General features: G+C 65.2%; 17 protein-coding genes, 1 tRNA gene and 1 pseudogene. 9 read left to right on the forward strand and 10 right to left on the reverse strand.

The genetic code is table 11. The features are described 5' to 3' along the window. Positions 1 to 97 precede the first annotated feature (97 nt). Entirely contained in the window at positions 98 to 1,315 is a 1,218-nt protein-coding gene (gene hmgA / locus P0D77_RS12075) for a hydroxymethylglutaryl-CoA reductase (NADPH) (RefSeq protein WP_277553328.1), read from the forward strand. A gap of 40 nt (positions 1,316 to 1,355) precedes the next feature. Here the strand turns inward: hmgA and P0D77_RS12080 are convergent, their stop codons facing one another. Continuing rightward, entirely contained in the window at positions 1,356 to 1,724 is a 369-nt protein-coding gene (locus P0D77_RS12080; RefSeq protein WP_277553329.1) for a hypothetical protein, read from the reverse strand. 43 nt (positions 1,725 to 1,767) lie between these two features. Continuing rightward, complete coding sequence (locus P0D77_RS12085; protein ID WP_277553330.1) at positions 1,768 to 2,292, reverse strand: DUF5817 domain-containing protein; 525 nt, start codon at positions 2,290 to 2,292, stop codon at positions 1,768 to 1,770. Positions 2,293 to 2,370: 78 nt separating this feature from the next. Between P0D77_RS12085 and P0D77_RS12090 the strand changes: the two genes are divergently transcribed. Then, entirely contained in the window at positions 2,371 to 2,712 is a 342-nt protein-coding gene (locus tag P0D77_RS12090) for a cupin domain-containing protein (protein WP_277553331.1), read from the forward strand. A gap of 11 nt (positions 2,713 to 2,723) precedes the next feature. Here P0D77_RS12090 and P0D77_RS12095 read toward each other — a convergent pair. The 3 genes and pseudogenes from P0D77_RS12095 to P0D77_RS12105 all read right to left on the reverse strand — a co-directional run bounded on the left by P0D77_RS12095 (position 2,724) and on the right by P0D77_RS12105 (position 4,870). Continuing rightward, positions 2,724 to 3,936: pseudogene (locus P0D77_RS12095) on the reverse strand (RNA-guided endonuclease InsQ/TnpB family protein). Then, a complete protein-coding gene (locus P0D77_RS12100) occupies positions 3,937 to 4,059 on the reverse strand; it encodes a hypothetical protein (RefSeq protein WP_255594979.1) in 123 nt (40 codons plus the stop codon). 196 nt (positions 4,060 to 4,255) lie between these two features. Beyond that, positions 4,256 to 4,870, reverse strand: a complete 615-nt coding sequence (locus P0D77_RS12105; protein WP_277553332.1) for a DUF6149 family protein — start codon at positions 4,868 to 4,870, stop codon at positions 4,256 to 4,258. Positions 4,871 to 5,030: 160 nt separating this feature from the next. On the opposite strand from P0D77_RS12105, the gene P0D77_RS12110 reads away from it, so the two are divergent. The 4 genes from P0D77_RS12110 to mptA all read left to right on the forward strand — a co-directional run bounded on the left by P0D77_RS12110 (position 5,031) and on the right by mptA (position 8,245). Beyond that, complete coding sequence (locus P0D77_RS12110; RefSeq protein ID WP_277553333.1) at positions 5,031 to 6,275, forward strand: NAD(P)/FAD-dependent oxidoreductase; 1,245 nt, start codon at positions 5,031 to 5,033, stop codon at positions 6,273 to 6,275. A gap of 191 nt (positions 6,276 to 6,466) precedes the next feature. Then, positions 6,467 to 6,757 (forward strand): DUF7979 domain-containing protein, encoded by a 291-nt coding sequence (locus tag P0D77_RS17775; protein WP_490396530.1) that lies wholly within the window; start codon positions 6,467 to 6,469, stop codon positions 6,755 to 6,757. Positions 6,758 to 6,798: 41 nt separating this feature from the next. Then, positions 6,799 to 7,215, forward strand: a complete 417-nt coding sequence (locus P0D77_RS12115) for a DUF7124 domain-containing protein (RefSeq protein WP_277553334.1) — start codon at positions 6,799 to 6,801, stop codon at positions 7,213 to 7,215. 103 nt (positions 7,216 to 7,318) lie between these two features. Further along, positions 7,319 to 8,245, forward strand: a complete 927-nt coding sequence (gene mptA, locus P0D77_RS12120) for a GTP cyclohydrolase MptA (RefSeq protein ID WP_277553335.1) — start codon at positions 7,319 to 7,321, stop codon at positions 8,243 to 8,245. Positions 8,246 to 8,295: 50 nt separating this feature from the next. Here the strand turns inward: mptA and P0D77_RS12125 are convergent, their stop codons facing one another. Beyond that, a complete protein-coding gene (locus P0D77_RS12125) occupies positions 8,296 to 9,099 on the reverse strand; it encodes a TrmB family transcriptional regulator (protein ID WP_277553336.1) in 804 nt (267 codons plus the stop codon). An 85-nt stretch (positions 9,100 to 9,184) separates the two neighbouring features. Next, the gene (locus P0D77_RS12130; protein WP_277553337.1) at positions 9,185 to 10,750 is read right to left on the reverse strand and encodes a DUF255 domain-containing protein; all 1,566 of its coding nucleotides are present in this window, start codon (positions 10,748 to 10,750) and stop codon (positions 9,185 to 9,187) included. A 114-nt stretch (positions 10,751 to 10,864) separates the two neighbouring features. Between P0D77_RS12130 and P0D77_RS12135 the strand changes: the two genes are divergently transcribed. The 3 genes from P0D77_RS12135 to P0D77_RS12145 all read left to right on the forward strand — a co-directional run bounded on the left by P0D77_RS12135 (position 10,865) and on the right by P0D77_RS12145 (position 12,195). Next, positions 10,865 to 11,443 carry an FxsA family protein gene (locus tag P0D77_RS12135; protein ID WP_277555798.1) on the forward strand — a complete coding sequence of 193 codons (579 nt, stop codon included), beginning with the start codon at positions 10,865 to 10,867 and terminating at the stop codon, positions 11,441 to 11,443. A gap of 111 nt (positions 11,444 to 11,554) precedes the next feature. Further along, positions 11,555 to 11,628, forward strand: a tRNA-Ile gene (locus tag P0D77_RS12140). 279 nt (positions 11,629 to 11,907) lie between these two features. Then, a complete protein-coding gene (locus P0D77_RS12145) occupies positions 11,908 to 12,195 on the forward strand; it encodes a hypothetical protein (RefSeq protein WP_277553338.1) in 288 nt (95 codons plus the stop codon). A 301-nt stretch (positions 12,196 to 12,496) separates the two neighbouring features. On the opposite strand, the gene P0D77_RS12150 is transcribed toward P0D77_RS12145, so the two are convergent. From P0D77_RS12150 to P0D77_RS12160, 3 genes are all read right to left on the reverse strand, one after another. Then, positions 12,497 to 12,952 carry a hypothetical protein gene (locus P0D77_RS12150; protein WP_277553339.1) on the reverse strand — a complete coding sequence of 152 codons (456 nt, stop codon included), beginning with the start codon at positions 12,950 to 12,952 and terminating at the stop codon, positions 12,497 to 12,499. A 294-nt stretch (positions 12,953 to 13,246) separates the two neighbouring features. Continuing rightward, positions 13,247 to 13,594 carry a DUF7344 domain-containing protein gene (locus P0D77_RS12155; protein WP_277553340.1) on the reverse strand — a complete coding sequence of 116 codons (348 nt, stop codon included), beginning with the start codon at positions 13,592 to 13,594 and terminating at the stop codon, positions 13,247 to 13,249. A gap of 185 nt (positions 13,595 to 13,779) precedes the next feature. Then, a complete protein-coding gene (locus P0D77_RS12160; protein WP_277553341.1) occupies positions 13,780 to 15,039 on the reverse strand; it encodes a GNAT family N-acetyltransferase in 1,260 nt (419 codons plus the stop codon). Between the last annotated feature and the right edge of the window lie 53 nt (positions 15,040 to 15,092).

The following is a 15,092-nucleotide window of genomic DNA, read 5'->3' on the forward strand; positions in this document are numbered from 1 at the left end:
AGCGGTGGTCGCCCGCGGCAAAACCGTTCGGGAAGCGGGCGACCCTCGGGCCGCGAGAACCGACACGACTTAGCGCCCGCCGCCGTCACGGCGACGTATGACCGACACCGACGCCGAGACGCTCGCGGAACGCGTCCGCGAGGGCGACCTCCGCCTGTACGAACTGGAGGAGCACGCGGACGCCGATACCGCCGCCGCCGCCCGCCGCCTCCTCGTCGAGGACCACTCGGGCGCAGATCTGTCGACCAGCGGCGACTACGCCTTCGACGCCGCCGAGGCGGAGTCTGCCATCGAGAATATGGTCGGCGCGATCCAGATTCCGCTGGGCGTCGTCGGCCCGGTCGAGATCGACGGCGGCGCCATCTCCGGCGAACACTACCTCCCGATGGCGACGACGGAGGGGGCGCTACTCGCCTCCGTCAACCGTGGCTGTGCCGCGCTCAACACCGCCGGTGGCGCGGGCGCGCGCGTCCTCAAGAACCGGATGACCCGTGCCCCGGCGTTCCGCGTGGCCGACGTGGCCGAGTCAGAGGCGCTCTCCTCGTGGGTGCGCGACCACGTCGACACGCTCCGAGAGGCCGCCGAGTCGACGACGAGTCACGGCGAACTCAAAGAGGCGACGCCGTACGTCGTCGGAAACACCGTGTTCGTCCGCTTCGCCTACGACACGAAAGACGCGATGGGGATGAATATGGCCACCATCGCGACCGAGGAGGCCTGCGACGTCATCGAGGCCGAGACCACCGCGGATCTGGTCGCGCTCTCGGGCAACCTCTGTACCGACAAGAAGCCCGCCGCCGTCAACGCCGTTGAGGGGCGCGGACGCACCGTCGCCGCCGACGTCACTATCCCCCGCGAGACGGTGAAGGAGACGCTGAAGACGACGCCGGAAGCCGTCGCAGAGGTGAACACGCGCAAGAACCTCGTCGGGTCGGCGAAGGCCGGGAGCCTCGGATTCAACGCCCACGTCGCCAACTCCGTGGCTGCGATGTTCCTCGCGACGGGGCAGGACGCCGCGCAGGTCGTCGAGGGGGCCAACGCCATCACGACTGCCGAAGTTCGCGACGGCGACCTCTACGTCAGCGTCACCATCGCGTCGCTGGAGGTGGGGACGGTCGGCGGCGGAACGAAACTCCCCACCCAGTCAGAGGCGCTTGACGTCCTCGGGGTGCGCGGCGGCGGTGACCCCGCCGGGAGCAACGCCGACGCCCTCGCGGAGGCCGTCGCGGTGGCGTCGCTGGCGGGCGAGTTGTCGCTGTTGTCGGCGTTGGCCTCGCGTAACCTCTCGTCGGCACACGCCAGCCTCGGGCGCTGAGCAGGGCGTCGACGACGGGCGCCAGAGCCTCTTCTCCCGGCTATCGTTCGTCGAGTCTGACCACGAGCGCGTGAATTACTAGCCAGCCACGCCGTCGGAGTTCGAGCGGGTCGCCCCAGATGTGGGCCGCCAGCGGTGCTTGAAACGCTGCCGCCGCGAACAGGAACGCGCCGACGTACGGGTGGACGAACATCCACGCGACGACGCCCGCCGTCCCCTCCCACACTAACAGCGCGTACGCGGCCGCGCCGTTGAAGGTGAGAAACACGCCGAGGAGGGAGACGAACGCCGCGAGGAACAACAGCGCGGCGAACGGTCGCTCGTCGCCCGACGCGACGAGTGGAAGCGAACCCGTGACCAGGACCGACTTGTGAGCGGCGGCGACGAGGCCGGTCGTGGTCGGAAGCATAGCGGGGACTGCCTCCCGATGTGAAATAAACCCTCGCCTGTCGTTACAGCAGGCGATACTCGCCGCGCGACTCCGTCGCCTCACCGCGGCGCGTCAGGCGGTCGAGGATGGTTCGCGCCGCCTCCGCGGGCACGCCCCGGTCTGTCGCGTACTCGACGATGGCTTCCTCCGTCTCGTTGCCCGCGCGGAGGGCGTCGCGGACCCGCTGTTCGCGCGAACGCGACCCACCGCTGTCGTCTGATCCCGCGTCGGCCACCTCGTCGGCGTCCAATCCCGAGCCCTCGAGGTACTCGCGGTCGTCGACCGCACCCTCGAACGCCTCGACCTCGCGCTCTAACTCCGCGACGGTGCCCGCACGTTCGAAGGCGTCCGACTGCCCCTGCTTGTCTGCGAGGAGTTTCGCGCGCGCCTGCGCCGCGGCCGCGCGGTCCTCCGACTCGTAGAAGCGGTGGAGGCGACGGATCGGATGGCGAGAGCCACACTGCGGGCAGGTGGCGGAGTCTTGCCCGTCCGGGTCCGAGAGCAGCCAGTACGTGCCACAGGAGCGACAGCCGACGACCGCGTACATACGCGACGCTTGCGCGGCCTCTGAGTTGAACGTTGCTTCCGTGACCACACCTAAGTTCGCGGCCGTCGCCGACCCGGTATGAACCACGAACCACACGACCCGAGCCAGGACACCGAAGCCGTCCCCGGCGCCCACCTCGCACAACTCGCGACGGGCGAGGAGATGAGCGTCCAACACTTCAGTATCGACCCCGGCGCGGAGGTGCCCGAACACAGCCACCACCACGAACAGGCGGGCTACATCACGAAAGGAGCGCTGACGTTCCTCCTCGCGGACGGCGAGGAAGTCGTCTGTGCGGCCGGCGACTCGTACGTGCTTGCGGGCGAGGAGGTCCACGGTGCGGTGAATCGTGGCGACGTCCCCGCAGAGGGTATCGACATCTTCAGTCCGCCGCGGCCGAACCCCGACTGGCAGGAGTGAACTACCCCACCCTACTCGCTCACGGCTGACGCCGTTCGCTCCTTGAGGGTGGGGCTTCCTGTTTCTACGACGCGCTTTGCATCCACAACAGAGGACACAGGGAGCACAGTCTCCACAGGCGGTGATTCGGAGCGTCCCGCTCCTAACAGCTTGATACCGCGAGACAGGATGTTCCACGCCGCGTTCGCGTCTCTATCCGCCTCGAATCCGCACGCCGGACAGGAGTGTTCGCGCACCCACAGCGGCTTATCCGTCGAGACGCCGCAGGACGCACACTCTTTCGTCGTCCCACGCGGATTCACGGCGACAAAGTGAGCCCCTTCGCGTTCGCACTTGTATTCGAGCATCCGCAAGAACGTCCCCCATGCCGCACCTGCCCGGTTTCGAGAGTTGCCCGGCAGTTCGACCAGTCCCTTCGTGTCTAATTTCTCAACGGCCACGAGGTCGTACTCTCGGGCATAGTAGTTCGAGAGTTTGTGCAAGAAGTCTCGCCGCTTGTTCTTCAACTCCGCGTGTCGTTCGGCCACGACTCGGCGCTGTTTCTCCCAATTGTTCGACCCGTATTTCTTCCGTGAGAGGTTGCACTGTGCGCGTTCCAAGCGATCGCGTTCGTCCGAGAGGTCAAGCGATTCGACGGCAGTTCCGTCGGTGTCGTGGGCGTACGTGAGAATCCCCACGTCGATGCCGACGCACCGCTCGAGATTCTCGGGTTTCTCTGGTGGGTCGGTGGACGTCTCGACGCCGAGGACGGCGTACCACTTCCCGGTCGGTTCTTGCTTGACCGTGACAGTCTTGATTTTGGCGTCGTCGGGCAGGTCGCGGTGGAAAGTGAGTGGAATTTCACCGAGTTTCGAGAGCCACAGTTCAGTCCGACCGCCCGTGTTCTTGAGCTTGAAGCCGGATTGACTATAGGTGAAACTGCGGTACTCGCCCGGTGCCTTCCATTTGAGCGTGCCGACGCGGTAGCCGTTTGCTTTGCGCCCGCGAAGCGTCGAGAGGTTGTCGTACAACCGCTGAACGACTTTCTGGAGAACTTTCGAGTGAACGCTTTTCAGGTCGTTCCACCACTTCTTGAGGCTCGGAAGGAGCTTCTGTTCGGAGTATGCGGAGGTGTCGTCGGTGCAGAAAGTGGTTGTAGACCTGTCTACAGGTATCGACAGTCCACACTAACTGTTCTTCGAGGGCGTCGGACGGTCGGAGCCGATACCTGTAGTTGTAGTTCATCTACGAGCGTTCTTCGATGAGTTCGTCGAGTTTCTCTTGGACGAACGAGGACAGACTCAGGTGATTCTCCTGAATCCACTCCTCTTGGTCGTCTCTGATAGAGATGGTCTTGCGCGTTGCCACACCCTAAATTATGCAAACAACGTAATAAACAGTTGCGATTGCGTAGCCCTATGGGCCAAGCGACGAACGTGTTTGAGAACTATGCGGCGCTGTATCCCCTCCCTACTCACTCGCTTCGCTCGTCGTTGAAGAAGGGGCCTTAGCACCTCAATTCAGGTAAATAGAGCGGTCGAGGCCGGCGCGCCGTGCAGTCGCGTCAGTCCGCCTGCGCCTCGTCGTCGGCGTCGATATTCGCCTCGTCGGCGCCGGGAGCCATCTCGATGTCGACGTCGTCGGGTTCCTCGGTGCCGCCGATGTGGACGTCACCGTCTGCATCCTCGACGTAGGCGTCGTCCGCGAAGCCGGCGACGGCGTTCTCGAACTCGCCTTCGGCCATCCGCTCGGGCGTCGCCGGCGCTCCGGCGACCCCGTCTGCGGGGTAGAATTCACCGAGGGGATCGTCGATCGTGATACCGTATCGCTGGAAGAACTGCTCGTAGCGCCGGTAGTGCTCTTCCAGTTCGTCGCCGGGGAACTCCATCATCTCGGCCCACCCGTGGTTGAAGAAGTCGAAGTTCGCTTGGATGTGGGTGACCTCGCGAGCCTCCGCTTCCGGGTACCCGGCGTCGAGTGCGGCGACGTACGTGTCCATCGTCGCGTCGAAGAAGTCGTCGAGGTGGTCGCGTCGGTCCTCGCGGTGGGCCTCGTCGGCCTTCTCGAGGAAGATACTCGTGTGCAGGCCGACGAGTTTGTCGTTGACGTAGCCACCGACGACCGGCGTCGTGAGCGCACGCTTCGCGGCCCAGTGACGGACGTTCTGCCGGAGTTTCATCTGTGAACGCGATTGGGGCCGCGTCGTCTTGAATGTGCGGCGAACCGGAGCACGTCCGTGGAGGCACGCGATTCGGTGGCCCATCCTGTCTGGGTTACGTAGCCGCGTGAACTCCCACGAGGATAGCAACCCACATTAACCCCGAATCCGAAGCCCGGGTATGAGCGAGTCGTTCGTCATCATCGGCGACGGGATCGCCGGTAGTTCCGCCGCCGAGACCCTCCGGGAGGAGGCGCCGGACGCCGACATCACCGTCATCACTGACGAGGGAGAAGCCCTCTACAATCGCATCCTCATCAAAGAGTTCGCCAAAGGGAAACTCCCCGAGGCGCCCATCTCGATCCACGAGACGAGTTGGTACGAGGACCGCGACATCGACCTCGAACTCAACACGCTCGTCACGGACATCCGCACCGACGAGCACGAGGTCGAAACGCACACCGGTGACGTCATCGAGTACGACAAACTGCTCCTCTCGGTCGGGGGAACGCCACAGCAGCTCCCCGTCGAGGGAAGCGACGCCGACGGCGTCCACCACTTCTGGACGTTCCAGGACGCCCGTCGCATCCGCGAGTCCGCCGAGGGCGCAGAGAACGCCGTCATCGTCGGCGCGGGTCTGCTCGGGATCGACCTGGCCGCTATCTGCGGCGCACAGGACGTCGAAGGCAAGTACCTGATGCGCGGCAACTCTTGGTGGCGCTACGCCCTCGACGAGGAGGGTGCAGAGATTATGCACGAGGCGATGCGCGAACGCGGCGTCGAACCCGTGTTCGACTCCGGCGTCGACCACTTCGAGACTGACGACGACGGTCACGTGACCGCCGCGGTCGACCCCAACGACGACCGCTTCGAGGCGGACTTCGCGGGCGTCGCCATCGGTCTCAACCTCAACACCGAACTCGTCGAGGACACGCCCATCGAGACGGACGACGGCATCCTCGTCGACGAGTACATGCAGACGAACGACCCCGACGTGTTCGCCGCGGGCGACATCACCCGCTTCTACGACGTCATCCTGGGCGAACAGGCACAAAACGGCGCGTGGGGGAGCGCGAAAGAGCAGGGGACCATCGCGGCGAAGAACATGCTGGACCACGGCAGCGAAGAGTTCCGCTGGGTCTCCTCGTACTCCATCACTCACTTCGACTTCCCGTTCCTCTCGTTTGGCCACCCGACGCTCGGCGACGACGAGGTGACGAAGAAGTTCGGCGACGACGAGTGGCGGCGTCTCGCTCTGAAAGACGGCAAGGTCGTCGGCGGCGTCCTCATCGGCAACCTCGCGCCGCAGTCGGCGTACAAGAAACTGATGCGCGAACAGGTCGACGTGAGCGGACAGAAAGACCTCCTGATGACCGACGGGTTCTCCGCGGACGATCTTGAAACCGAAGGCGCGACCGCCGAGTAACGCCGCGTCGACGCCGTACTCTCCACGTTCTGCAGCCGTTTCCGTGAAGCGCTGCTGTCGCCAGCGGTGGCCTCGTTGGGAACGACGCTGCCGCCGGCTACATCGCTCACCAGCCGTGTTTACGGCCTCCCTGCGGGTGACCAGTCACGCGCGACGCAAGAACTACATACGATTATGTGGTATGGTATAGCGTGGCACGAAGCGATCAGCCGCTGACGGTACGTCGCGCCGAGACGGTTCCGGAGGACGCGACCGTGCGGCACGTCGACCAGTTGAGCGAGTCAGCGCGTACCGCCTTCCGCGACCTGCGTACTGGTGAACGGACGCCCGCCCCCGATTTCAACCCTGGAGAGGTAATCGTGTTCACATCGTACTACCGGGTTGTTCGTGCACCGGCCGCGCGTCGGACTGACGCTCACGCCGACGTAGACGAGCCAGCGAGGAGAAGTGAGGGCGGCGGCGGGTCGACCGTTCGCCAGTAGCGGACCGACACCGTTTTCGGCGTCTCCGACCGAATTCGCGTATGGACAGCGGTGGGTCGAGCGACATGACGCTCGCTTTCGAACTGGACGCGCTCAAGTCGTTAGCCGACCCGAACGCGGTGTTCAACGACGCTCGGGGGTGGACCAAGTACGTCGGCGTCGTCTCCGAGAAGCCGACGTACGTCGTCACGAACTTCACGCGCAAACATCGCGTTCGGCAGGACTTCTTCTCCGGGCCACGCGGCGTCGAAGAGTCACTGGAGAACGTGAAACGGCAGTTCGACACCGACCGCCACGTCTTCGTCGGCACGAGCGACGAAGACCGAACGGTCGCCGAAGCCACCGACTGGGAGTTTCTCCCGCTTGAACAGGCCGCAGTGGCCGCAGGTTGGGAGTTGACCGACCCCGAAACGGAGTCAGACCCGTTCGCCGAAGAGACCCGCGACGACTGGCCCTGAACTGACGCCGGCAGCGGCGGGCGGCGTGCGATCGCGGCCGCTGTCACAGGACTTCACCTTTCGAAACCACTAATCAGCGTCGTCCCGTGGAAACATCTACTCAATGAGTCACCAGTTGCCGGACGTGCAGGCCAGTCGGCCGGACGTCTCCGTCGGACTGAGCCAGGTCGGTGTCACCGGCGTCGAGAAACTCGTCAAGATCGACCGCGGTGCCGACCGGCCGTGGGTGTTTATGGCTGAGTTCGCCGTGTTCGTCGACCTCCCCGGCGAGCGCAAAGGGATCGACATGAGCCGTAATATGGAGGTCATCGACGAAGTGCTGGAGGCCGCCACCCGCGAGGAGGCCTACCGCATCGAGGACGTCTGCGGCGACGCCGCCGAGCGACTCCTCGCGAAACACGACTACACGTCGACGGCGGAGATCGAGATGACCGCCGAACTCGTCACGCGCGAGGACACGCCCGCCTCGGGTCGCGAGACGCAGTCCACCTCGACGGTCATCGCGAGCGCGGTCGCCGACGAGGAGGGTACGCGCGAAGAGATCGGTGCGGAGGTAACGGGAATGACGGTGTGTCCCTGCTCACAGGGGATGTCCGAGTCGCGGGCCCGTGAGAAACTCGACGACCTCGGCGTCGACGACGAGACGGCCGAGGCGTTCCTCGACGCGGTTCCCCAACCGGGACACTCCCAGCGCGGTCACGCCACCCTGACGTTCACCGCCGAGGGGACGCTCGACGTCGACCTCCTCGACATCATCGACACGGCCCGTGACGCGATGAGCGCCCGCATCTATAACTACGCGAAACGGCCCGACGAGGACCATATGACCTACGAGGCCCACGCCGACGCGAAGTTCGTCGAAGACTGCGTCCGGACGATGGCCGAAGACGTGGTCGAGCGATACGACCACCTCGCAGACGACGTGGTCGTCCATATGAAGCAGTCGAACGACGAGTCCATCCACCAGCACAACGCCCACGCGGAACGCGACATCACGATGGGCACGCTCCGGTCGGAACTGAGCGAGTAACGGCGACGGTCCACCCCGACCACAGCTTCGATTCTTCTGGCGCGGAGCCGTCAGTCCAACAGCGGAGTTGCGTCAGTCCAGCGGTCGTGGAACGACTGGCGAACGTCGGCGGCGAACTCGGGGTCTTTCAGGTCGATCATCGCGAAGGAGGCGTCCGGGTCGACAGGGCTGGGAACCTCCATACACACCTCCGCATCGTCGACGAGCGTGAACGTGCCGCGCAGTCGCGGTGCGGTCCGCACGGCGAAGTTCGGGTGGTCGGCCATCCGGTCGAGATAGCGCCGTTCGACGCTCTTCGGGAGTTGTGCCGGGAGGTCCTCGGACAGCAGCAGCGACACGTCGACACCGCGTTCGAGTGCGGCCTCCAGTTCGGCGGCGATTGCCTCGCCCAAATCGCCGATGTCCAGTCCCGACGCAGGAGCGGCCGCAATCATCACGACACGCTCGTCGGCCGCCGACAGTCGCTCCAACAGCAGGTCAGCCGTCTCGTCGGGGCCGAGCGCCGCCGTCCAGAACTGTTCGTCCGGCGGGTCGCCCGCCTCCAGTTCCGAGGTGAGTTCCTCAACGACCGCCTCGTACTGGTCGGCCTGTTCGTCGAGTTCCCGCTTTCGCTCCTCGAGCAGTCGGTCCAGCGCCGCGTCGGGTTCGACCGCGAGGTACTTCTTCGGACGACTGGCCGCCTGACTTCGAGCGAGACGGTGCCGTTCTAAACTGTTGAGTACGTCGTACACGCGACCCATCGGGACGCCGCTGGCGTCGGACAACTCCTTGGCCGTCGCCGGCCCGGAATCGAGCAGGGCACGGTACGCGCGGGACTCGTACTCGGAGAGCCCCAAGTCACGGAGATTCGCCATAGGCGTGGGTGGGAACGGGGATACAAAAACTCATCCCCAGTTTACAGTGGTCGGTGCCTACCGCTCGTCGTCTCGACTGCGAGCGTTACCTGACGGTGTCGGCGACGCGGTCCATCAGGGCCGCGGGCGTCTCCGCGGGGTCGGTGTCGCGGCCCCGGAGCGCCGCCGTCCCCTCAGGGGCCCGGTCGCTGTCGGGGACGACCACCTTCTCGTGGTCGGCGACGCGGAGGGCGGCGCGGTGGAGGTCTGATCCGGCCGGCGTGCCCACGTCGACGACGAGTGGGTCCCGGGTGAGCCGGGCGGCGACAGAGCCGTAACTGGCCACCTGCGCGCCCATCCGGTCGGCCGCACCCGCGAACGCGCCGACCGCGGCCTCCGCGCGGTCGCGGTAGCGCTGCTCCCCGGTCAGTGCCGCCACGTCGAGGAGTGCGTCCGCGAACTCGACGACGCTGTCGATAGGGCGAAGCGGGCGGTCGAGCATCGCCGGCCCCGACGCCGGACCGTCGCGGAAGGCGTCGTCGTCGCCGAGGACGTCGATACCACGGTCGGCGACCGCCTGTGCAACGTCGCCTCCGTCGCCGAGGACGGACTCCGCGCGGCAGAATGCCGCCGTCACCCGGGCGACGTCGGCGAGGAGGTCCGTCTCGGTGTCGTCGTCGTCGACGTGGCGGACGGTGCCGTCGGCGTCGACGAGCGTCTCGCGGAGGTACGCCAGCGCACGCTCGGCGGAGTCGCGGGCGGTGTCGTCGTCGGTGTAGGCGGCGAGCGTGAGGAGTGCGTCGGCCGCGAGCGCGTTGCCCCCGGCGTACGCAGTCAAGTCGACTCGCTCGCCATCCGGGCCGACGCTCGCGCCGTAGGCGAACCCCGACCAGAGTTCGGCGTCGAGGAACTGCCCGATGCGCTCGGCCGTCTCACGGTAGGTGTCGTCGCCGGTGTAGAGGTAGGCGTTGGCGAACGCGCGGAGGACGCCCGCGTCGTCGGACAGGAGTTTCTCGCGAGCGGGGTCCGACCAGTCGCGGGCGGCGGCGTAGCGGAACACGCCGCCGTCGTCGTCGACCAGATTGCGCTCGACGGCGCCGAGCGTCTGCGTCGCCTTGTAGCGGTCGCGCTTGAGGGCGAACTCGATGGTTCGTGGCATCGGGAACTTGGCGTCGTCGCCCCACCCGGCGAAGTCGGGGTCCCACTGGGCGTCGAGTTGCCCCGCGAGGTGTTCCTCGATGGCAGTCGTGACGGGTCCGGCGGGCGTCTCGTTGCCCGCGAGGGCACGAGGAACGCGCCCGGCGTCCTCTCCTTGGGAATCCCACGTCTCGCGCACGCGGTCGAGGACCGAGCGGAAGCCACCCGGCCCGAGGTACGTCGCACCCGTGAGGAGCTCGCCGCTCGGGGTGGTGAACACCGTCGAGGGAAACCCGCCCATGTTGTACCGCTCGCGGACGCGCGGTTCTCGATCCACGTCGACTTTCACGGGGACGAACCCGTCGTTGACGTTCGCGGCGATGCGCGGTTCGCCGAAGGTGTCGAACAGCATCGCGTGGCAGTCGTCACACCAGTTTGCCGTGAGAAACAGCAAGACGGGCTTGTTCGTTCGCTGCGCCTCGGCGAACGCGTCGGCGCCCCACTCGCGCCACTCGACGCGCGTCTCGTCGCTCATACCTCCGCTCCGGGACCGCCGGGCGTAAAGTCGGCGTTCGCGGCGAGGGAGCGTCGTGCCCGTCGGATCAACGAAAAGGGCTATACAGCACGCACGGGTAGCCCGTGTATGCGCATTCGGCCACGCTACCTGCTGGTGGCGCTGTTGGCGATTCCCCTCGCCGACATCGTGTTCCTGCTGTGGGTGGCGACGAATCTCCTGACGCCGGTGCAGACGGTCGCCGTAGTCGTGTTGACCGGGCTGGTCGGGATGCTCTTGGTCCGCGCGGAAGGTCGCCACACCCTCCGGTCGGTCCAGCGCAAACTCGCCAGCGGCGAAGTGCCGACCGGCGAACTCCTCGACGGCGGCCTGCTCATCGCCGCCGGCGCGTTCCTGCTCACGCCCGGCATCGTCACCGACGCCATCGGCTTCCTCCTGGCGTTGCCGCCGACGCGGTACCCGATCCGCGAGGCGCTTCGCCGCTACGTGGTCGTCCCGTACGTCGACACGCAGATGGACGGCTTCGCCACCGGGAATGTGTGGACCGCGGGCTTCCCGAGCGGCGACGGCGACGGGATGGGCGGCTTCGGCGTCGACGCGGACGGCGGCCACACGCGAACCGACACCGCGACGCGCGAGGGTGAGGACTTCGTCGACGTAGACTTCGAGGAGGTCGACGACGACGCCGACCGCGACGCCGAACGCGAGCGGTGACGAGCCTCCGACGACGGCGTCCGGCTGTGGTGTGCAATCGCACGACGTGACGACGGTGGCGAACGGAAACCCTTAAACAATCTCTCCCACTACACGGAAATGCGCTCACCTGGGCCAATAGCTCAGTCAGGTTGAGCGCTCGGCTGATAACCGGGAGGTCCGCGGTTCAAATCCGCGTTGGCCCATCCACTATCCGGCTGCTGACTGGCCGGATGAAATTGGGGCCGGGAACTCCCCAGCCAACCAATTTCCGTCGACACAACATCTCACAGTGACGACGTTCGCGAGCGAGTTCTATCGCTCGTGTCGTGAGTTCCAGACTCTCGGCTACTCGCAAGGTCGGCTTATCCCAACGAGCGATTCCGATCGGTAGTGGGAGACAGGGATCGTGTCCAGCAGCGACACGAGCGCATTACTTCACATACCGCCTGAGTAACAATCCGTCTTGTGGGTGTGGGCTACGTATGGACTGGGAGAATCCGGCGTACGAGATCAACAAGGGGTTGCTCGCGGCTGGCGACGAGCGGATCGACCCGGACCCCGACGACCAGCGGTTGAACGTGTTCGAGCGAGGGTGGAGTGAAGCCGTCGACAGCGAGAAGGACGACTTCGGAGAGCAAGCGTTCAAGACGCTGTCGTGGCGGAATCTCGGATACAGGCTCGGACTGTTGTTCGGGGAGACGTCCGAACCGATGCAACGAGAACTGTACGACTGGTGTGTGCGGCAGATGCGGGAACAGCGGACGTCGTAGCGACGGGTGTGGTGAGTCGTTAGAGCGATTCACGGCTACTCGGCGTTTGTGACGACTGCGAGACGGCCGTCTTCTGGGACAACATCTGGCGCGGCGTCGTTGAGGTCGGGTTCGACGCACACGGCGTCGACGAACTCGACGCGGCGCGGACCGAGACGACGGACGAGTTCGGGAAGGGAGAGTATCTGGAGAATGCAGCGTTAGAGGAATGGGATTTGGTGCATTCGAAGCACCAGTGGTTACTTGAGTAATCTCAGAGTGCGGCAACTAGCAAGGAAACCACAGCAGTAACTGTGGATATCTATGCATAAGCGAGTCGAGAACGTAGGTCACTTGATGATGAGGTGTTGTATTTTATCGCTTTACTATGTTGTTCTGCGATTTGTTGGTACACATTTCCATCACGCTCACTCATCAACAGCTCGTAAGACTCCGGTGCTATTCCAGTCTGCAAATCGACTGTCCAGTAGGTGTACATTGAGAGTGCAATTGAAGTGACTATCATTCCAGCCCCGAGAAAGACCAGTCCGGTTTCCCCAAGTAGTCCTGGACGAAAGGCTAGAACTGAGAGAAGCAGACCGAGGACTGTAAGATCAATCTTGAAGAGGTCAACGGACTCTGACCTTAGTTGGCGCTGTGTCTCAATCTCAATTTGCAATAGGCGTGTGCTTTCTTCAGCTGCAGCCATTGCTGCCTCCTCACGAATCTCTTCGCCTTGGTTACACTCTCCAGCAGGTGCGAAGCTCTGACCATCCATCAGCCGACCCCCGCGTACCAACTCAGCCGAGTCCACCCACCGGGCCACATCCCCGAAACAGACACCCAATGATAAGTGTCCAGTTCACCGGCGAGACAGGGCACGACCCCAGCGAGAACGCGACACTCGGCCCGACCGAAGCCACACCCGAGGTCCCACATACTCGTCTGTCGATTGCCCCTACCTGTTCAATAAGATGATAGTCGCGTTCACGGACACGTTCGAGAATCGGCGTCTCACCAACCACCTGCTCTGGCACACACCCACCGTCAGAAAAGTCGCCCGCAAATCGACCTACGGCCACGATATCTGCAACGTCTCACGGGCGCTCCCGACGAGTCGCAACAGCGGCAGGATCGTCTGGAACTCTGGACCCTGTCGGATCTGCCGCGTCTCCATCGAGTAGTCGATGAACTCGCGGGCCGCGAGGTAGGGAAGTTGCGTGTGGTACAGCACCGTGCCCACGTACTCGGTGTCGGCGTTTATCCGGTCGGTGAGCGTGGCACACACCTCGTCGAACGTCGTCTCCGGTGACTGGACGAGCGTGGTCAACACCGTCCGACGGTAGGTGTCACTCAGTGCATCGAAGAGGTCATCAGTCAGTTCTGCTGGGTTTGGGACGCGGGTTGGGTTGGATTGCATAGCGGTACCTCTGGCATTGATCCGACATTTCTGTGAGAACTCGCGGGGCGTTCCAACTGTCATCGTCCTCCCGGAGTGTGGTCACAGACTGCCACGGACACCCATCGGATACGGACGGTAATACGCTCGCATTTGGCTTAAATATCTACTGTCCGGCAAGCACAGGAACCGCCGTCGAACGTGCCTCAGAAGCCCTCTCTGAGGTACGGGTCGGTCGTGGGAAACAGCGCCGCGAGCGTCGCCCGACGCTCGGCGTCGAGGCCCTCGACGTGTCCGAGGTCGGCCAGTCGGTCGACGCTGTGTGACCCGACGACCAATCGCGTCAGCGTTCCGATGTCGAGCGGGACGGCCGACGCCTCGGCGTCGTCGCTGGTCGCCTCGGTCACGGTTCCTTCTCCGTCGCGCACGCGGAGGCCGACGACGCGGTCGTTCCACGGACACGTCTCGTCGGTGACGTCGAACTGGACCGTTCCGGTCACGTCCTCGGGGTACGACACCGCCGAGAGCGCCGCGGGTACGTCGACGATGCGGGCCATCGGCCCGGCCCGAACCTCGGTGTCGACCGCTCGGGGGTCGTCGAGTTCGTCGAACAGGCGAGCGTCTGCGGGCCCCGAGATGCGGACCGACCCAACCTGTGAGTCGTGGTTGCGACAGAACCGAAGCAGGTGTCCCCGAGCCTCGCGGTCGCAGAACGCGAGTTCGTTGACGAGCATCGACTTGTCGTCGCGGCCGTCGTCGTCGCCGGAGTCGACGGTGAACACGAGGTAGCCACGGAGGTCGCCGTCGTCGTCGCGCCAGCCGTAGACGTACGGGTCGGTCCCCCACGACTGGAAGACGCGACAGCGCCACCAGTCCTCGCCGCGGTTGAGGCCGAAGTCGCCGTCGGCCCACGCGGCGTGGACGGCGTCGACGGCCGCCCAGTCGTCGGCGGTGAGTCGCTCGAACGACCCGGCCGCGGGCGGGCACGCCCCCGAGAGCGCGTCGGGGTCGACAGTCAGTCGCGTGTAGTCGTTGATCCGAGCGTAGCCGAGTCGCTGGTAGAAGGGGAACTCGAAGGGCCACAGCGCCGCGAAGGCGACGCCCTCCTCGCGGAGTTCGGCGTGGAGGTCCGTGAGGAGGTCGCGGACGAGACCACGCCGACGATACTCCGGTGGCGACGCGACGGCCGAGACGCCCGCGACCGGGCGATGGTCTCCACGGATGCGCGCCGAGAAGGCGTAGTACGCACAGACGACCGCGATAGCCTCGGGATCGAGTTCTGCCGCATCCGCCGCGCGGTCGGCCGATACTCCGTCGTCGGTGTCGTACAGCGCACGAGGGTGGAACGTCGATGGCCGGTCGGGGCCCTCCGTGTCGTCGTCGGGGCCACGCTCTGGCGAGAACGCGTACCGGAGGACGCCGTCGAACGCCGCCTCGTGGTCGTCGGGGACCGCGTGATACTCCATACCCGAAACGCCGCCGCGGGGGTGAAAGCGGTTGCGCCACCGTGGAACTGCTT

Source organism: Halobaculum limi (genome assembly GCF_029490015.1).
Taxonomy (GTDB): Archaea; Halobacteriota; Halobacteria; order Halobacteriales; family Haloferacaceae; genus Halobaculum; species Halobaculum limi.